The sequence below is a fragment of the Paenibacillus pectinilyticus genome (assembly GCF_001700435.1).
GTDB classification, from domain to species: domain Bacteria; phylum Bacillota; class Bacilli; order Paenibacillales; family NBRC-103111; genus Paenibacillus_E; species Paenibacillus_E pectinilyticus.
The window spans coordinates 101,762-119,963 of the sequence record NZ_LYPC01000026.1 but is presented as its reverse complement, the minus strand read 5'-3'; the positions used below and the strand labels follow the sequence as shown (position 1 = coordinate 119,963).

Annotated in this window: 13 protein-coding genes; all 13 read right to left on the bottom strand. The window is 47.1% G+C overall.

Annotated features, from left to right (window positions below):
• Nucleotides 1-53: 53 nt before the first annotated feature.
• Nucleotides 54-1,013, bottom strand: a complete 960-nt coding sequence (locus tag A8709_RS21105) for an AraC family transcriptional regulator (RefSeq protein ID WP_065854834.1) — start codon at nucleotides 1,011-1,013, stop codon at nucleotides 54-56.
• 103 nt (nucleotides 1,014-1,116) lie between these two features.
• Nucleotides 1,117-3,825, bottom strand: coding sequence for a family 78 glycoside hydrolase catalytic domain (locus tag A8709_RS21100; RefSeq protein WP_065854832.1), 2,709 nt, complete (start codon nucleotides 3,823-3,825; stop codon nucleotides 1,117-1,119).
• A 204-nt stretch (nucleotides 3,826-4,029) separates the two neighbouring features.
• On the bottom strand, nucleotides 4,030-4,965 hold the full coding sequence (locus A8709_RS21095) for an AraC family transcriptional regulator (RefSeq protein WP_065854830.1): 936 nt from the start codon (nucleotides 4,963-4,965) through the stop codon (nucleotides 4,030-4,032).
• A gap of 89 nt (nucleotides 4,966-5,054) precedes the next feature.
• On the bottom strand, nucleotides 5,055-6,218 hold the full coding sequence (locus A8709_RS21090) for a glycosyltransferase WbsX family protein (RefSeq protein ID WP_065854828.1): 1,164 nt from the start codon (nucleotides 6,216-6,218) through the stop codon (nucleotides 5,055-5,057).
• A 44-nt stretch (nucleotides 6,219-6,262) separates the two neighbouring features.
• Nucleotides 6,263-7,105 carry a carbohydrate ABC transporter permease gene (locus tag A8709_RS21085; RefSeq protein WP_065854826.1) on the bottom strand — a complete coding sequence of 281 codons (843 nt, stop codon included), beginning with the start codon at nucleotides 7,103-7,105 and terminating at the stop codon, nucleotides 6,263-6,265.
• Nucleotides 7,102-7,980, bottom strand: coding sequence for a carbohydrate ABC transporter permease (locus tag A8709_RS21080; RefSeq protein WP_065854824.1), 879 nt, complete (start codon nucleotides 7,978-7,980; stop codon nucleotides 7,102-7,104). Before A8709_RS21080 ends, A8709_RS21085 begins: the two co-directional genes overlap by 4 nt.
• Nucleotides 7,981-8,097: 117 nt before the next feature.
• A complete protein-coding gene (locus A8709_RS21075) occupies nucleotides 8,098-9,465 on the bottom strand; it encodes an ABC transporter substrate-binding protein (protein ID WP_065854822.1) in 1,368 nt (455 codons plus the stop codon).
• Nucleotides 9,466-10,079: 614 nt separating this feature from the next.
• The gene (locus A8709_RS34700) at nucleotides 10,080-10,250 is read right to left on the bottom strand and encodes a hypothetical protein (protein WP_167357143.1); all 171 of its coding nucleotides are present in this window, start codon (nucleotides 10,248-10,250) and stop codon (nucleotides 10,080-10,082) included.
• A gap of 38 nt (nucleotides 10,251-10,288) precedes the next feature.
• A complete protein-coding gene (locus tag A8709_RS21070; RefSeq protein ID WP_065854820.1) occupies nucleotides 10,289-10,564 on the bottom strand; it encodes a hypothetical protein in 276 nt (91 codons plus the stop codon).
• Between the two features lie 142 nt (nucleotides 10,565-10,706).
• Nucleotides 10,707-13,649, bottom strand: coding sequence for a family 78 glycoside hydrolase catalytic domain (locus tag A8709_RS21065; protein WP_065854818.1), 2,943 nt, complete (start codon nucleotides 13,647-13,649; stop codon nucleotides 10,707-10,709).
• 121 nt (nucleotides 13,650-13,770) lie between these two features.
• Nucleotides 13,771-16,254 carry a family 43 glycosylhydrolase gene (locus tag A8709_RS21060; protein WP_065854816.1) on the bottom strand — a complete coding sequence of 828 codons (2,484 nt, stop codon included), beginning with the start codon at nucleotides 16,252-16,254 and terminating at the stop codon, nucleotides 13,771-13,773.
• Between the two features lie 237 nt (nucleotides 16,255-16,491).
• Nucleotides 16,492-17,319, bottom strand: a complete 828-nt coding sequence (locus tag A8709_RS21055) for a carbohydrate ABC transporter permease (protein WP_065854814.1) — start codon at nucleotides 17,317-17,319, stop codon at nucleotides 16,492-16,494.
• A complete protein-coding gene (locus A8709_RS21050; protein WP_065854812.1) occupies nucleotides 17,319-18,191 on the bottom strand; it encodes a carbohydrate ABC transporter permease in 873 nt (290 codons plus the stop codon). Before A8709_RS21050 ends, A8709_RS21055 begins: the two co-directional genes overlap by 1 nt.
• Nucleotides 18,192-18,202 lie beyond the last annotated feature (11 nt).

Here is an 18,202-nt window from a genome sequence, read left to right as displayed (position 1 = left end):
TATTGGTGTACGTACACTAATTATATAACCGATTGGGTGGAACAAACATCCAATTATTCTACCTTTTTCACTATACTTTTCTTACTACTCTGCTCCGCGCGGTATAGCCTGTGCAGCTCGCGAAACTCCGCAGGCGCAACACCTTCTAGCTTACGGAACAGTCTGCTGAAATATTTGGCGTCTTCATAGCCGCAAGAAAAGGAAATTTCCTGTACCGACTTCGAGCCTTCTTGCAGCAGCTTCCGAGCCTTATTCATACATAGCAGGGTTACATACATATGGGGTGTATAGCCAAATTGTCTTTTGAATAGACGCCTGATCTGTGCTTCGCCAAGCGGAATGGGCTGCATCAATTCCTGCAAGATGCCCGGATCCACGTCCGCTTTTTCGACCCTTGTCATCAACTGGTCGGCTAGCCCCGTAATCTCAGCCTTCTCCTCCAACGTGGCTGCCATGTGAGGTGAATCCTTGGAAACAAGCTGAACATATGCGGTGCGCCCCTCATCTACATCCATCACGAGATGAAGGAGCAGCCTGCTGAAAGCAGCTTGAAGCTGCAGCGATCTAAACGTGGCCTTCGATTGGTATACGTCTACAATCTCATCAATGGCCGCGATGATTTCATCGCCAACCTTTTGAAATACAATGGCATGGGGCAGCCAAAGGGATCCCCCATGAAGGCGGAATCGCCCTGCCTGCCCGTCATCGATCTGCTGATCGAGTGACTCTTGCGCCTCAGGTCGGTGCTCCCAATCAAAGTGAATCGCTTTATGCGCTTCAAAGGGCCCCGACAACGCATGCACCGTTCCTGGGGGGATCAGCAGCAAATCCCCTTTCTGATACGGGAGAAATGACTCGCCCACAGTCAGAATGCCTTTCCCTTTTTCAATCCAAACAAATTCATGATCGAATATGATACGCGGCACGATATCCAGGGCTTGAAGCATATGATGCGCAAATCGAACGTAGGGCCGTATGGGTTGTTTCTGGAGCATTTGCATGAAAGGCAGCATAAGTGGTCTCCCACGGCCACAGGGCCAGATGATAGTTGGTACTTCCATGTTATCATTTCTGGGCACCAGCTGAAGCATTTTCTTTCTTCTGTGGTCGTCTATGTTAAGCCACAATATCTGTAGAGAATACATACGTTCCTGATCCTACGTGATCCACCACATAATACGAGCCACTGTCATCTTGGGCAGCTGCGATCTCTTGCCCATCCATGCGAAGATTAGCTCCACCGCATCTTGGGACATACACTTTAGCCTCGGGACCTACCGGAATGGTTACTTTCAAAGTAAGCTGCTTATTCGTAATGTCTCGAATCCAATGAGCAGCAATCATCCCATAATTGCACTTCATCGTTGCTTCTGTTTCAGCCAAATCATCTGGCAGATACGGCTTGATCTCAAAAGAGTCATAGCCGGGCGATGTTGGGGAAATCCCTGCCAGTGAACGCGTAAGCCATTCCTTGGCGTGTCCCATCATGCAATGATTTTGCGATCGAGCCATATCCCAATACTCGGGCAGCGTTGTTGCCCCTTGGCTCACAAAGTACAAGTAGCTTGGCTGCGTTTTATTCGTGACCATGCGATACACGACATCGTTGCGGCCATAGTTCGCTAAGACCGATAACATTTGCTTGAGGGCAACCTCACCTGTGCTCAAATGATAGTCCGTCACTTCGATCGCTTTAACCAGCAGCTCTAACGTCCCCGGAATATGGGTCTCTTCGACCAATTCACTAAACAGCGCGCAAGCGTAGCTCGCTTGACTGCCTGAGCCATAGATGCCTGTAGCGGCATCATAATAGGCGAGATTAAACGCAGCTTTAATGGCTGCGGCAAGATCCAGATAAGAAGTTGCCTCGTCAGCATGCCCTAGAACATCTGCTATCTGAGCTACTGTATGCACAATTCGGTAATACGCACACGTCGCCACGAAGTCGGTAGGCGTAGAGGTATCATAGGCTCCCCATTCGCCAATTTGGGCATAGCCGATGAGCAGATTGTCGGTTGTCTGGCTTTTGAGATAAGCAATATAAGCCTTCATATTCGGATAAGCGTTCTTCAGAATGGTCGAATCCCCATAAACCTGATAGATCTGCCATGGTGTAAGGACAAGCGCGCCGCCCCAGTTCGGATCTTTGTACAGGAATGTAATCCGCTGGTATTCAGGGGCAATCGCGACGGATTCACCGCTTTCCTCTTGGGAATCCATCATATCCTTCGTGAATTTCTTCATCCAGGCTTGGATATCAAATGTCGATGCGATGGAATTAAACATGAACTGGCTCACTTCTGCCCAGCCTAATTTCTCCATATGCGGACAATCCGTTAGAACACTGTACATGTTACTTTCAATCGCGCGTGTAATAATCGTATCTATGGTATTGATTTCCTCACTTGATGTCCGAAATGTACCAACAATGTCATTATCCGTTCTTAGGAGATGACTGATAAACTGAGTCACATCCGGAACCCAGTCTGCTAACTCCGGGCTAAGTTCAACTTCAATATAGCGATATCCTTGATAGGCAAAGGTTGGTTTCCACCGCTCTTCCCCTTTTCCACCTACGATATAGCTGTTGTAAACAATTCCCCACTCAATATATTGAATACCACTATGTGGGTCTGCTCCGCCCTCGCTCGTTAGTACTTCCGCTGGGTATAAGGTCATCTTGCCACCTGCCATCTCCGGCGTGGTATGGGTCAAAATGATTTCAGGTATCCCGGCGCCATTCCTGCCCATATCGACGAGATAATTGCCGCTCGCTAGCTTCGTAACCGATGCAGCTTGGAAGCTCTCAACGATCGTGATGGGTGGACACTCTCTCGCTGTCAGCTTACCCATTGGAGGCTCCATGATTTGCGCCTGATCCCAATTGTCCCGGGAGGTCCCCGCACAATGCCAGCCAGTTACTTCCTTCGTCGCATCATAATCTTCACCGCCGAACCAGCCTGAGAATGTCGTCGGACTTTCCGTGAATACCCAGCTCTCATCTGTCACAATCGTATCCACCGTACCGTCTTCATACGTGACTTCGACTTGCGCGATTGTCTTCAATCTTCCATACAGGCCCTGCCACGAGGTGCTCTTTGCAAGTCCATCTGTCTTCGAATAACGCAGACGATCTCCAGTTAGCGTGCTCACTTCCTCATAATTGCCGTACATGCCGTTACCAAGGAGAATGCCAATCGCATTATGCCCCCGTTGCAGCTGCTCCGTCACATCATAAGTCACATAGTAAACGGTATCTCTACAGTCACTTTCACCGGGTTCATAATAATTCTCACTCACTTTCCTACCGTTCAAGTGAGCTTCGAATAGCCCCAGACCGCTTATGTAGAGTCTGGCTTCCGTAATTTTTTTATCATCCGCGGTCACGAACTCTTTAGCAAACATAGGAACCACAGAACGGTTGCCTTCCCACGACTCCCCCTGTCCAATCCAAGCGCCAGTCCAGTCTGTTTTATGCAGAAGTCCAGCTTCCCAATAGCAAGGTTCACTCCAATCTGAAACCTGGTCTAGCTCGTTCCATGCACGAACCTTCCAATAGACACGCTGCCTCGAGGTTAACACTTGACCCTGATACAGTATGTTGCTAGTTGCTCTTCCCGCGACTTTGCCTGAATCCCACATATCACCGATATGATTCTTTAAGCTGGATATAGAAGACGCTGCTAGAATTTGATAAAAGTGTTGGCGCTGATTCCGAGCAGAAGCTTCGATAATATAACTTAATAAGGGAGCGGCTGTTTCCACCCCCAATGGATTTACCATGGCATTCGTTCTTAGATTCGTTAGGTGCCAAGCTTGATTCATACTTTTTCCTCCTTAATAATCCCTGCGTTCTTACCTCTATCTTAGGAGAAAAGGGGCACGAATAGGGAGAACAAAATCGACGCTGGAGGTGGATTTTTTGGACATGGTTACGTTTATTGTTCTGGATCATTCGGGTATACAAAAATCCCTAATCGAAACGCCAGGCGTCCGACTAGGGATCGTGAATCATTTCCCTCCTCCTATTTACCAACTCTTCCTTCTGCCCGTCAAAGACTCTAAGTAATGTTTGGGCGAAATGCCCTCAATTTTTTTGAACAGTTTGCTAAAATGATGAATGTTATCATAGCCCACCATTTCGCTGATTTCTCCGACTGAATAGTTCGAATTGGTTAACAGTTCCTTCGCTTTATCCATGCGTATTTGAATCAAATATTCCAATGGGGCTTTACCTGTCGCTTCTTTAAAAAGCGTGCGGAAATAATTGAGCGATAACCCGAAATCACTGGCCATTTTCCGATAATCCGGCGGATCCTTGTAATGATTTTTCATGATTTGGATAGCCCCGGCAATGGTTTCCCGATATTTATGCCGTTTGCCGACTCCATCGTCTGTCGCAATATCTTTGAGCAGAGCCTCTAGCAATTGCAACAGTAGAATACGCAGTCTTAAATGATAGCCATATTCCTTGGATACAAAGGTAGCGAGTAAATCTTTTAATAGATTGGCTACAAAAATAGGGTCGCTAGGCTGCATATGATCAGGGAATGAAATTTCATTCAGCACCACATGGGGGCGATGGGTTAACTCTTCTTCCCACGGAATGCTATCCATATTCTGGTAATCCAGATTCACATAGACATCCTCGGGAGAGAAGTCATAATTGTGTCCCATGTAGACTAAGTCAAAGTGCACGGCGAGATAATGGCAATATTGTCCTTGTGGTAAAAGAAAGGAATTCTGCACAAATGGGGGGATGATACATAAATCCCCCGCATTCAACACAAAGGAACGATCGTTAATTCGGTAGTTCCCGGAGCCTCCAACCATGAAAATAATTTCGTAATCATAAATGATTCGGGGAGGTACTTTGACGGCAGTAAGCTCCCTATGTTCAAACTCATGAACGTACCTGACATAAGGGGCAAGATTCAGGAAATCGACTTGGCGTATGTTACTCATTGGGTCTCCCTTTGAAATGGCTTGTGGATGATGAACCTAGCTTTATCACCATTATACACGCGCCTCCTAGTGAAGAATAAGTACATGCATTATACAACTTCTGACTGCGAATGCTGTTTGCTTTTGACTCCAAATACATTTCTAATCGCTTCCAAATATTTCATACCATAACGCGTATCTGGCTCCAAATAACTTCCTTCTGTCCATTCGTTCCATGAATTAATCGTTACAATGCTCGGCTTGGTAAACCCTTTATCCATAAAGGTTTTCGCTTCCGAGAGCGCCTTCTCGAACTGTTCGGGTGTATTGCCCACCAAGATCGGTGTATAGGGATATCCGACACAATCATAGACATCCGTCTGAATCGTACGCGGGCTTGAATCCCACCCCATCGACACGTTTGGAAAATACGGAAGATCGTATTCATTCGTGAATCGTTCGAAATCCTTTACTGACAGCTCCCGATACATGCTATAGTCCGACATTGGAAAATGCGGGATGGGGTTGTGATGAATCCAAACGTAAGAGGTGATGCTGTCAAATCCGAGATCCTCTAGTACGCCATTCACATCTTCAATGGCCTTCTCACCAGGCAGGTTCTGTACTCCCCAGACGATGGCGTTCAGATGCAGCTCGCCAAGCCCAGCGTTTCGTACACGCGTACGGAAATCTTGTAAAATACGTTTAGTCTCCGTATAACTTCCGCCCAATCCTTCGATTAAATTCATCAATTCATAGATGGAAAAATACAAACCACCATCCACTCGCCAATAATTCGGGAGATGGAAATAATGGGATATCATATAATCCGTAGCCTTGATGAACTGCTCCTCCGTTACCTTCCCGCTCGCTGCTAAATTATTGCGGAAATTGCGCGGTGCAGGCTGAATATCATACCAATCGTGGTTAGCCCACATGAGTGAAAATTTCAGTTGTTCGCTATTCAGCGCTTTAAGGAAGCCCCGCTCCAATGCACCATGTAGAAAGGGACCATTCTCATACCAATACCAATCGAAGATGAACGAAGAGATGCCATGGTCGGCAGCGGCCTGAATCTTTTTAGCCATAATGGCTGGATCGGACTCATCCTCATAACCCCAAATCGGAATCTTGGGCTGCTCATGTCCTTGGAATCGCGGCCTTGCCGCCTTCACCAATTCCCACTCCGTCCATCCTTGACCATGCCATTGTTCGTTGAGTGGATCCGGGTGATAGTTTGGGAAATAATATACAGCTACTTCAGTTTGTTTCATGGAAATTCTCCTTCTCCGATATGAATGTAGGTAGCTTCGTCGGGTTATCCTTTTACGGCACCTGCAATAAAGCCTTTAATTAAGTATTTTTGGGTAAATAAAAACAATATGATTAAGGGAACGGTTGCCAACACGCAAATGGAGAAAATAGGTCCCCAATCAACACCACGGTCGACTTTAAATTTAAAGATCAGTGTGATCAAAGTTGGTGTATGGTTAATATCCAAGTAAAGCAATGGACTCACGAAATCGTTCCAATACCAAAATACGGTCGTTACAAGAATCGTGCCGGTTGCCGGCAGCAACAGTGGGAAAATAATGGACCAAAATGTTCGAAAGCGTCCTGCTCCATCTATCGAAGCTGATTCTTCCAGTTCCCTAGGAACTGATTTGATAAATCCGGTATACACCATCGTCCCGTATGGGATGCCGCCTGCGACATACAGCAGACATAAGTAAGTGAGTGAGCTCTGCATATGGAGGAATTGCTCTAATTTAAATAGGGGAACCATGCTCGTCTGAACTGGAATAATCATGCCACTCAGAAACACATAAAATAGCAATTGAAAATAACGATGTTGATTTCTTCCAATAATATAACCAGCCATAGAGGAAACAAGGATATTAATGATCAGTGTCACCAGACAAATGTAGAGCGTGTTGCCCAGCGCCTGGAACAGATGCGTCTGCTCGAATACTTTGGCATAGTTGCCGAAATACCAATGCGGAAGTTTCAGCGGCTCATAGAATTCCGCACTCTTCTTCATACTGGCTCCGAATAAGTAAATAACCGGGAACAGATATAGCAGAGCCATGGCTAAAAGAATCACTTCTAGCACAATAAACCCAGGTTTGCGCTTGGTTGTAAGGGCGGATGATTGACTCACATTTCCACCTCCATCTTACGGGTAATTCTTAATTGTATGGTTGTCACGATCAGGCAAATGATCATAAATACAATACCTGCTGCTGTCGAATAGCCATACGTCTGATTGACGAAAGCAAAATTATAGATGGCTTGCGCCATGGTCAGCGTCGCATCACCCGGGCCGCCGTTGGTGAGCACATAGGGCAAATCGAACATTTTCAACGAGCCGACAAGTCCGAAAAAGGTACAAATTGTAACCACCGGCATGATCAGCGGGATAATCAAATAAACCACCTTACTCCATCCCCTGGCGCCATCGATCTCCGCTGCCTCCAAGATCTCCTTCGGAATGGACTGCAGCCCCGCCAAGTAAATGACAGCGCCAAATCCAGTACCCTGCCAGACGGATATTAAAATGATCATACCCAGCGCATAATGGATGCTTCCCAGCCAATCCTGCGTGTATGAACCCAAGCCAAGCCCCGTTTGTACCGCATTTATGACACCATCGTATTTCAATAGGAAATTCCAGACGATCGACACGACGACCAAGCTAATAATAACCGGCAAATAAAAAGCTGTTCGCAGGATTGATTTCGTCCGAAACGGTTTGTCTAGAAGCAGCGCCAGAAACAAAGAAAGCGGATTTGAGATAATGACGCCGAAGACAACGATGTAAAGCGTATGAAGCGCACCGTGGAGCATCGCCCGATCGTGAAATAAGTCGGTATAATTTTTCAAACCTATGAAAATGGGCTTATTAATCCCGTCCCATTGCGTGAAGGAATAGTAAAGGGAACTAATGAACGGATAATAATTAAAAAGTAAAAAAATAGCGGTCGCCGGCAACGTTAACAACAGCCCAAAGCGAAACATCTTGCTTTCATTGTTCATACGGTTCTCCCCTGTTTAGACAGCCAGCTACAGCCGAAGCCGCAACTGGCTATCCATAGAGTTTTTCTTACTCTAAACGCGGTCGCTCATCTTTGAACGCCATCGATAGAGATTTTTTCACTGCTTAGGAATGACGATTGTCCCTTTGTCTTTATCATAATTTTGTTGTGCAACTGTGAGCGTATCGCCGAAATCACCGCCGCCGATGACTTTCAACACGCCGTTCTGAATTCCTGTCCATGCTGAGCTAGCTAGGAAATTGCTGCTGTTCACGCCGATTACGGAAGCGCTTGTGTTCATAGCGTTCATAACGTCTGACATCGCTGGATTCGCGAAATCCCCTTTAATGTTTTTAATGCCAGGGAAAGCAACGTCTTTGATGTGCACGGATAGAACGTCTTGGCTCAACACCATGGCAACAAAATCTTTAGCCGCTTGCATATGCGGCGTCTTGGCATTGACCGAAATGCTGTGGTCAGGTCCCGCTGAAAGCGCTGATTTCCCATCTTTATTCGGTACTGCAAAGAAACCAACATCCTGCTTCGGCATGCCTTTGTCCTTCACATCGCCGTCCATCATCCCTGGTACCCAGTTACCTTGAATAATCATGGCCGCTTTACCTTGTTCAAAAGCTGCCAAGCTTCCTGGCCAATCCAGTGTTAGCGCGTCCTTATTAAAGTAACCGCCCTTGGCCAATTGTAGGAAGGCATCTGTCGTCGCTGTCATTTCTGGGCCTGTAAGCTTAGCTTTGCCGTTATATATATCGAATAAATAATTCGGGTTAGCTACTTCGATCGCAGAATCTGCGATTACACCGAGCGTCAATCCAATCGTCCACGCGTCTTTAAATCCGGCAATGATCGGTGTCACTTTTTTGGCCTTCAGTTTTTCATTAATGGCAATGAAGTCATCCCACGTTTTGGGTGGCTGCACACCGGCATCGCTAAATATTTTCTTGTTATAAAATACCCCGTTCACCGAAACCGTCGCTGCAGCGCCGTAAAGCTTGCCGTCGAAGGATTCCAAAGGCCTAGTTGCATCCAGTACATTAGCCGCCCATGGTTCGTTAGACAAATCAGCCAAATATCCGGCTTTCCCGAACTGTGCGACGTTCTGACTCCAGATCACATCGGCCGCACTTCCTGCCGTAAGATCCGCTTTCAATTTATCCATATATTTTTCCCCGACCAGCGTATCCCATTGAATCTTCACGTTCGGGTATTTTTCTTTAAACTTCTTTTCTGCCACTTGTTTAAAATTGGTGCTTTGAGAAGTATCATCTAAAAACCAGCTGGATACCTTCAACGTGTAGTTATCGTTATTCGCATCCTTTGCAGCAGTGCTGCTTGCCGGCGATGGGGCAGCGGACTGTGTCGGAGCCGTAGAAGATGTGCTTTCCGACGTGGATGTACTGTTTCCGCATGCCGCTAATGTTAAGCTAACAGCCATCAATGTCGTAATACTAACTACTAAATTCTTTTTCATTTCTAAAACCCCCGCTCATAAATTTGTTTTACAAGCTAATTGTAAACGTTTTCTTATTGTCCTGTCTTTGCTCGATACATCTGGGTTTTTGTTCTTTTTTCAGATCGTGTGATGGCTGGCAGGCTGTTGCTTTGAGATAGTCGGGGTTTCCGATTACCTTTGGCCATGGAGCTACTTTTGATTGGGAGATAGTCGGGGGTTCCGACTATCTTTGGCCTTGGAGCTACTTTTGAGCGGGAGATAGTCGGGGGTTCCGACTCTCTTCGGCCTTGGAGCTACTCTTGAGCGGGAGATAGTCGGATATTCCGACTATCTTCTGTCTTGGAGTTACTTTTGATTGGGAGATAGTCGGGGGTTCCGACTATCTTTGGCCTTGGAGCTACTATTGAGCGGGAGATAGTCGGATATTCCGATTAACTTCGGCCTTGGAGCTACTTTTGAGCGGGAGATAGTCGGAGTTTCCGATTATCTTTGGCCTTGGAGCTACTTTTGATTGTGAGATAGTCGGGGTTTCCGACTATCTCACCTCCGGGCCATTCACTTCTCGGGGCTAGGTGATTTTTTCGAGTAAACCCAGGCTTTTTTCCGAAGTTCCATGGCGCAAGTCGATTTCTTCAACTTAGAGCAGCCACGAGGCCCAGTTTACTTGGCGTAGGTCGATTCCTTCGACTTGCAGCAGCCACGAGGACCTGCTTCCTTGGCGCATGTCGATTTCTTCGACTTGCAGCTGCCATGAGGCCCAGGTTCCTTGGCGTAAGTCGATTTCTTCTACTTGCAGCTGCCACGAGGCCCAGTTTTCTTGGCGTAGGTCGATTCCTTCGACTTACAGCAACCCCGAGGACAAGTTTCCTTGGCCTAGATTGATTTCTTCGACTTGCAGCTGCCATGAGGACGAGGTTCCTTGACGCAAGTCGATTTCTTCGACTTGCAGCTGCCACGAGGCCCAGTTTACTTGGCGTAAGTCGATTTCTTCGACTTGCAGCTGCCACGAGGCCGAATTTCCTTGGCGCAAGTCGATTTCTTCGAATTTCAACTGCCACGAGGCCCAGTTTCCTTGACGCAATTCGATTTCTTCGACCTGCAGCAGCCACGAAGCCAAATTTCCTTGGCCGCAAGTCGATTTCCTCGACTTACAGCCCCCCCGAGGCCGCTTCCGCCTACACTTATCCAAAAAAAGACGACTCTCTAATCCACATATATGAATTAAAAGTCGTCTTTTCTGAAAAGCACATATCTCCAATTTACACCGTCGGAAGCTCTCGCACCCGGCTAATTTTTACACTGCACGCCGCAGGAACACGGATGTCGAGCTCTACGCCTTCTGGGGCTGTCACGACGAGCGAGGCAATATCGCCACTCTCGGCTTTCCAAGCCACATCGATGCACCCGCCCTGCGGCAAAGGTACCGTTCCGCTGGCCCAGCTTAAATCGCCAGTTAGCGGTGCGATCGTCACTTTTGCCCACCCCGGAGCGGCAGGGCGCACGCCTAGCACGTAAGCACCAAGGAAATAACCTGGAGCTGCCGACCAGGCGTGGCAATGGCTCCGCGTCAAATCATTCTCGTTCGCACGATTCATCGTCGTGTGTCCGTACATTTCCCAGCATGTCGTGGCATCGTTATCGAGCATAAAGCCGAAGTTATCACGCATGTCGTCCAGCATCCATTGGACGTTGCCGGATTTCATCAATGTCTCGTAATAGAAGAAGGACATGAACGGACTTCCAATCGGAACGAATCCTTCCGGTGTGGCGGTCAAGTATTCATTTAATCGCGCATGGCGCTCCCTTTCCGCAACACCTACAAGCAGCGCCATGACTTGTGTTTGCATGCTGAAGATGTTCGAGCGTCGACCTCCAGGATGAATACAATCCAGATAAGCGCCCCGCTCTTCACTCCAGAGATGCCGATTGATCGCTGCTTTCATTCGGATCGCAAACGCTGCACATTCCTTGCCTCGTTCTGGCATTCCTGCAAAATCCGCCATAGCGGCCGTTTCTTCCAGCGCTTTCACCAACATGACATTCTGGTGTGTAACAATACCATCATTCGGTTGATCCATCGGTGCCCAATCGAGCAAATTCCAGCCTTTCATGTCCAAAAGATCATCAGCGTTCAAACGCTCCAGATAAGCGCTCAACGTCAGTAGCATCTTCGGTAGCATATCCGCTGCAAACGTACGATTCCCCGTATGCTCCGCATATTCCCGACAAGCCGCGATCCAGAAGAACGTCCAGTTCGGAATGACACTCGTCCAAGCGCTAGGTACTTGGTCGCCATATAACGGTGTCTGAAACGCAGATCCTGGAACAAGTCGAAGGCACCGCTCCACAATCTCCGTCCCGCCAAAAGTGTAGTAATTGACGAGCGCTTCGTTGCGGCTGTCTCCTACCCAGAAGGCTTGCTCGTAAGTCGGGCAATCGACGAACGTGTCTTCCATGCATAGCTTTGTCGTATGCTTGGAAATATCCCATATCCGATTGAGCTTGTAGTCTGAACTCTGAAAACGGCCAATTTCAGGAGCCGGGTAGTTGCTTTGGATGACCCATACGTCATGGATCAGCACTGGTTTGCTCGCACCCCGAACGGTAACAATCACGTACCGGAACCCTCTGCGGATCGGCGACGCGTAGCGTTGAATACCTTCGCGCGTCACATAACGCAGTGTATTATCGGCACCGAATGTGTGCTGAACATACGCATCTTTTCGATATTCGATGCCATACCAATCGATGGTAATCCCCGCTTCAGCTTCCAATTCGAATTCAAGGAACCCGCTCCACTCCTTGCCGAAATCGAGCATGAATTCGGTGTCTCCGCCCTCGAACACGGGCACAACACCGGGGTCTGTGGAAGCGACTGCGATGCGCTGCAGATTAGCAGGAACGGCGTAAGCCTCCGATGCGCGCTTAGCAAACTGCGGCATGAACGCATCTTCCCCATTTGCTACGCGATGAGGAACAGGCGCAACCGGGTAACCCGCAGCCCGCAGCTCTTCAATGCTCGACAACGGGGCGATTCGATCTGCGAAGCGGATTTGCTCCGCTTCCCATGTCGCTAGCAGTTCATCCTGATCGATATAATCGATGCTGGAATAAGTAAAAGAAGGCCCGATCTGTATGAACGGTGACATCCGCTCACCAACCTCGGCAAGTTCCGCCTCCAGAGGAGAGATCCACGTGATCTCTTGATCTGCGTCAACACCCACCCGGTTACTATGGCCATGTTCGGGGCCGTGCACCGTATAGAGTAAGACATGATCTCCTGCCGGCAGCTTGGTACTAATGTGGGCAAGAGGCGGTTCTACTTGCAGTTCCTCTGCCGTGTATACCCTCTCTCCTAACCTAACGATACCCAAGCCGCCAACATGGAACGTGACCTTAACTTCCGCTTCTTCTCGCAAGCGAAGGGTCGTCGCAAATGCGCCGCAGAATCGGATATGATTGGCATTCTCTTCACCAGGAGTCTTCATCAAATGGTATGCGTCGATAAACGCTGTCAGCTGATAAGGTACAACTTTATTCAAAGCAATTACGCGCGTAGGCAGCACAGGCTCCTCTGTCAAATACGGAATGTCCCTCGGATGAAGTCTCACCCACGGCTCCATCCCTACTGGCCCAATCACATCCGCCCGCTCCCATTCAGTATCGGAATACGCAGAAGCCGTCCAGTCTTTCACCAGCTTCCTACCATCAATACGTTCTGCAAAGGCAGTCTGGCAGGACAGGCGTGAGATGGCTGGATCTTGTCCAGCATGAACGGATGTCCGCCAATCTTCTCCCGTCTGGACAAGCGTCACTTCGTCGTCACCGTAGAACGCGTCTAATTGCGCGAGCAGCCCGCCTCGTTCCCTTAAATATTGAAAATTAGAGACGCCGAAATGCATCACTTGCACAGCAATCGTGTTGATTTCCCCACGCCGAAGAAGATGCCCAACTTCATGGCCGTCATAGAAAATATCTGTCGGAAAATAACGAACCGGCCCCCTTCCGACTCTTTTTCCATTGATGTACACTTCATAGCGGGAATCTGCGGTAATCCATAATACAGCCCTCGCCATCGTTTCCAAATCCTGCGGACAGACGAACGAGGTTCTAAACCAGCGCCATTCATTGCGCGGACTTTCGGCCGTTCCTCCCCAAATCCAGCTAGCTTTCCAAGGTGTACGCTTTGCAATTATCGACATGTTCGTGTTTCCTCCTAGATATAGATACCATTATTCTTTATACAACAATGATGTAAGTAGCAAATATCCCTAATCGGGGCGTCAATCGCCCGATTAGGGAATGCCAATCATTTGCGGTATGCTAATGTGTCACACTGAAATTATCAAAGTGAGTATGTGCATAGTGTGCTCTCATGCCCACCTTACCCGTAATAAACGGATTATTGTTATCCGTATAATCAATCTTAGGCGTGGTCATATCGCCAACATAGACTTTGATATTATTACCACTGACAACGACTTTCATATGATACCAAGTATTCGTATTATACGTTCCTGCAGTCGATGCCAAGGTCGTCCAATTGTAATTCTGTTTGCCAAGTGAAACGGCATTGCCCCCAATGACGGCCAGATAGCCCTGATAGAAATCCGTCCCTAGGCCAGCGTCATTACCAGCACCGCCTTGCGCAGGATTTTGCACCCGAACCATGATGCCGCTGTTCAAAGCATCGATCCCTTTAATATCGGACTCCACAGTGTAATCCGACCAACCCGTGCTGCCCATGGTTCTTTTGCCAACATTATCAATGCTAGCTTCTCCGCTTTCAATTGCCCAGTTGCCACCGCTCCAGTTCCAATCAGGTCCGAACGTAGTAGCAAAATTATCCGTTTTCGTAAAAGAAGAATTATCCGCTTCTTTGAATTGCATCGTGTAGAAATCGAATTCACCTGTTACCGTTTCAACTTTGATCGTATGATTGCCTGCGGGTAGGTTCAGTCCTTTGATCGAATACGTTTGCCAGTTATCCCAACCTCCTGTACTCGGAAGCGTAACCACCCCTGTCACATCGGTTGAATCTACCCATACCCTCACTTGCGTTCCCGTATAGGTCGTTGCATATCGCAAACCTAAATTGTACGAGCCATTGGCTTTTACGCTGACATTATACTTATACCATTCACCTGTGCTGTTCCAGCCAATGTTTTCGCCGCCCTCAGGATTATCACGTATATCCACATTGTCATTTCGGATATATTTGCCGCCTGTGTTTCCACTCGTTGTATCATGATACCCGACGCCTTCACCGCCTGAATTGTAATGAACGGCTTGAATCGTGCCTGGGATCGGTTTATAGGTATCAAAGATACCGCTTCCATTTACTTTGTTGCTAACGGCCAGATAGCCAAAATTGGCTTCATCATCCGATGATAAATACCCAACTTTACCAGCACCAAGTCTGGTGGTTGTCTTCGTTTCCAACAGCATTTTGTCAACAAAATACTTGTACGTTGTTCCCGACTTTTCGACACGAATGGTATGTAGTTTACTTGTGTCAAAGCCTGCAGGTAAAGGCGTATTCACTTGCGTGTCCCATACCCCATTGACTAACAAGGTCGTCTCTAGTCGATTCGCACTGCCATTTAATATAGCTACGCCATAATTGCTAGCATCCACATACCCGTATACGCCTCCAAGTTTCGGTGCCACGGTTCCCTTGGATACTTCCTTCACGTTATATTCAGCGGTATAGTCGCTTGCGGTTGTAAGCGTATTTTCATAATTGATATAAAAAGCATTGCTGCCCTTCGCATTCTGATAAAGGAAATTGTTCGAAATCCCCCATGTTCCGCCGTTTAGATTGCCGTACCCCGTTCCTACACTTGCTCTTTGGAATCGGTCTTCGAAGTTCGGCGGTGCAGGATTCGGCATAGACCAATTGGTCGGTCCGTACGTTGTCATTTTGTCGCCATTCCAGCCGATCGCATCAAAATTAACGTGACGTATCGGCCAGCCTTCAGGAGACACACCTGCTAAATTATGATAAACCGTATAATAGGTATCTAGATCTGGTCCGATAAAGACACTATTGTGCCCTAAGCCCACATTCGAGCCTTCTGTATTTAGAAGAATCGGAGCGCCACTATTGCTTGGTGTAAAAGGTTGAAGGGGCCCAGTCGTATTAGAGGAGGCATTCACCCGATAGCCTGGGCTGAGAACATGATTGCCCGTCTCCGTCATATAATAAATCCCATTTCTTTTGAAAACGGTCGGACCTTCTGTCCACTGACCGCTCATTTGTGTGCCGCCAAGGACCACATCGCTTCCAATGGATGTTGGGCTGCTCATCGGAGCAGCGTGGATGCCGTCGCCAGCAGCACTATAGAAATACCAGCTGCCATTGTCATCAATAAAGACATCGCCATCAATACTGTGCCCCAAATTGCCAGTTGCCACAGTAAATGGGCCTGTCGGGCTGGTGCTAGTTAACACATAATGCCCTCGTCCGCCTGGAGAGGTGTACATGTAGAATGTGCCATTCCAATACACGACTTCAGGCGCATAACCATCATTCGTGATAGCTTCCGTGGAACAGATTCCCGCGTACGTCCAATTGGCAAGATCTGTTGAACTCCACACTTTAAACCCCGTATCACTTTGTCCTGTGGAGCTATAGAGATAGAATGTTCCATTGTATTTCATGACGAATGGGTCACCGATCCCACTACTCGTGAATTCACTTGGGAGCGTCATAGGATTCGTATAAGCAAAAGCACCCGTAGCTGGCAGAGCGAGCGCACATAGGATACACACACTGGCTACCACTTTTTTAGAGATTTTCCACATCATTTAACCTCCTCATGTTCATCTAACCAACTCTTTCGCAATCATCCTTTACCTCTTGCCCAATACTCTGATCATTCTCAGCAAGTATCTTGCCCTAACATCACCTCCACACGCAATCTACGTTCCTTGCCTGGCATGTGATGGTTCTTGTTGGAGCACCTTCTGGACAGGCATCGGTTTATTAAGGTGCTTTCTCCCGTGCGCAGAAGGTGCTATTCAACTCTTCCAAACAAACATTTATCCTTTAACAGCTCCGCCTACCAGCCCTTTAATAAAATGCTTTTGCAAGAAAAGGAAGGTAATGACAAGAGGTAATGTGCCTAGTAAAATGGCCGCAAAGATCATATTCCAACTGTTGTTGTATTGGCCCGTGAACGTAAAGATCGCCATAGGAATTGTTCGACTCGTCTTCGCTTGCAGAAATAACAAGGGTACCAAGAAGTCATTCCAGATCGATAAACTGTTGGTAATAATAACCGAAGCCGTCACCGGTTTCATTAACGGGAAAATAATAATGGCAAACGTACGGAAGGGGCCGCAGCCATCCATATAAGCTGATTCTTCCAGTTCTTTCGGTATTCCTTTTAGAAAACCTGTATAAAGAAAGATGGAAAAGGGTATCGACATCGCGATGAAAATGAGAATAACGCCTTGATGTGTGTTGATCAAATGCAAGAATTTAAGCAGTTTATACAGCGGAATCATGCTTAGCTGGAACGGAACCATAATGCCCGAAATAAAATAGAGAAACATGGTACTTGTAAATTTGGACTTCACTCGCGCTAATGGATACGCAGCAAACGAGCTTGCTAGAACAAGACCTACAACGGCTAATCCCGTAATGACAATACTGTTGCCGAAAGCCATGCCTAAACTCGCGGTTTTCCATGCTTCAGCAAAATTTCCCCACATAAAAACCTTTGGAAAGCCGAGTGTCGTATACAAAAGATCTTGCGGCGATTTCACTGTGACAGACACCAGAATAAGAAGCGGAATGCTGACGATTAAACCCCAGATTGCCAAAATGACAATTTTACTTGCTTTACTAACCCATGCTAACGTCATTATGCCTCAACCTCCCGTTTACGAAGGAACGATAATTGGAAGATAGAGATAACGAGAATAATTAAGAACATCACGATGGCAATCGAAGTCCCATAACCCATCTCATTAAAATTAAATGCCTTTTTATACAAGAGAATGGCCAGTGATTCTGTCGTCGTACCTGGGCCACCTTTGGTCATAACATAGATGATATCAAACACTTTAAAGCTGCCAATGATGGAGATCATCATGTTGATCGTAAACGCAGGAGCAATTAAGGGGAAAGTAATCCGCGTAAATGTTTGCCATTTATTCGAACCATCAATATTTGCAGCTTCATATAAGTCAGCAGGAATGGCTTGCAGGCCCGCCATATAAATAATCATCGTGATGCCAGCCCATTGCCAAATGTTCGTGAACACAATACTATACATCGACCATTTGGGATCTCCCAACCAATCTTGTGCCAGCTGGCCTAACCCGATATCTTCTAGAACGGTATTAATAATTCCAAAAACCGGGTTATACAAATAGCTCCAGATATATCCGATAGCTAAAGCACTCAATAAGGCCGGAATCAGGTACACCACTCTTAAATAACGGTAATACCACCGTGAGCCATCCACCAGTAACGCTAATAGCAGTGACAGCACATTTTGGAAAATCGTTACTAACACCGCAAACACGATGGTGTTTTTCAATGCAATCCATACTTCGGAGTCATGAAGCAGCTTACGATAATTATCCAAGCCAATAAAGCTAATCGCTGGATCCAAACCGTTCCAGTTCGTCAAGCTATAATACACGCTGCTCATCATAGGAATAACAATAAATATGCTAAATATCAGTAAGGCTGGCAATATAAAAAGCACCTGTACCCACAGTTTTCTCATCCAATCTCCCT

Bases quoted from the DNA above. Each gene is read 5' to 3' on its own strand.
- A8709_RS21075 (WP_065854822.1), bottom strand. From the start codon at position 9,465: ATGAAAAAGAATTTAGTAGTTAGTATTACGACATTGATGGCTGTTAGC.
- A8709_RS21105 (WP_065854834.1), bottom strand. From the start codon at position 1,013: ATGCTGCCTTTCATGCAAATGCTCCAGAAACAACCCATACGGCCCTAC.
- A8709_RS21095 (WP_065854830.1), bottom strand. From the start codon at position 4,965: ATGAGTAACATACGCCAAGTCGATTTCCTGAATCTTGCCCCTTATGTC.
- A8709_RS21090 (WP_065854828.1), bottom strand. From the start codon at position 6,218: ATGAAACAAACTGAAGTAGCTGTATATTATTTCCCAAACTATCACCCG.
- A8709_RS21065 (WP_065854818.1), bottom strand. From the start codon at position 13,649: ATGTCGATAATTGCAAAGCGTACACCTTGGAAAGCTAGCTGGATTTGG.
- A8709_RS21050 (WP_065854812.1), bottom strand. From the start codon at position 18,191: ATGAGAAAACTGTGGGTACAGGTGCTTTTTATATTGCCAGCCTTACTG.
- A8709_RS21100 (WP_065854832.1), bottom strand. From the start codon at position 3,825: ATGAATCAAGCTTGGCACCTAACGAATCTAAGAACGAATGCCATGGTA.
- A8709_RS21055 (WP_065854814.1), bottom strand. From the start codon at position 17,319: ATGACGTTAGCATGGGTTAGTAAAGCAAGTAAAATTGTCATTTTGGCA.
- A8709_RS21080 (WP_065854824.1), bottom strand. From the start codon at position 7,980: ATGAACAATGAAAGCAAGATGTTTCGCTTTGGGCTGTTGTTAACGTTG.
- A8709_RS21060 (WP_065854816.1), bottom strand. From the start codon at position 16,254: ATGTGGAAAATCTCTAAAAAAGTGGTAGCCAGTGTGTGTATCCTATGT.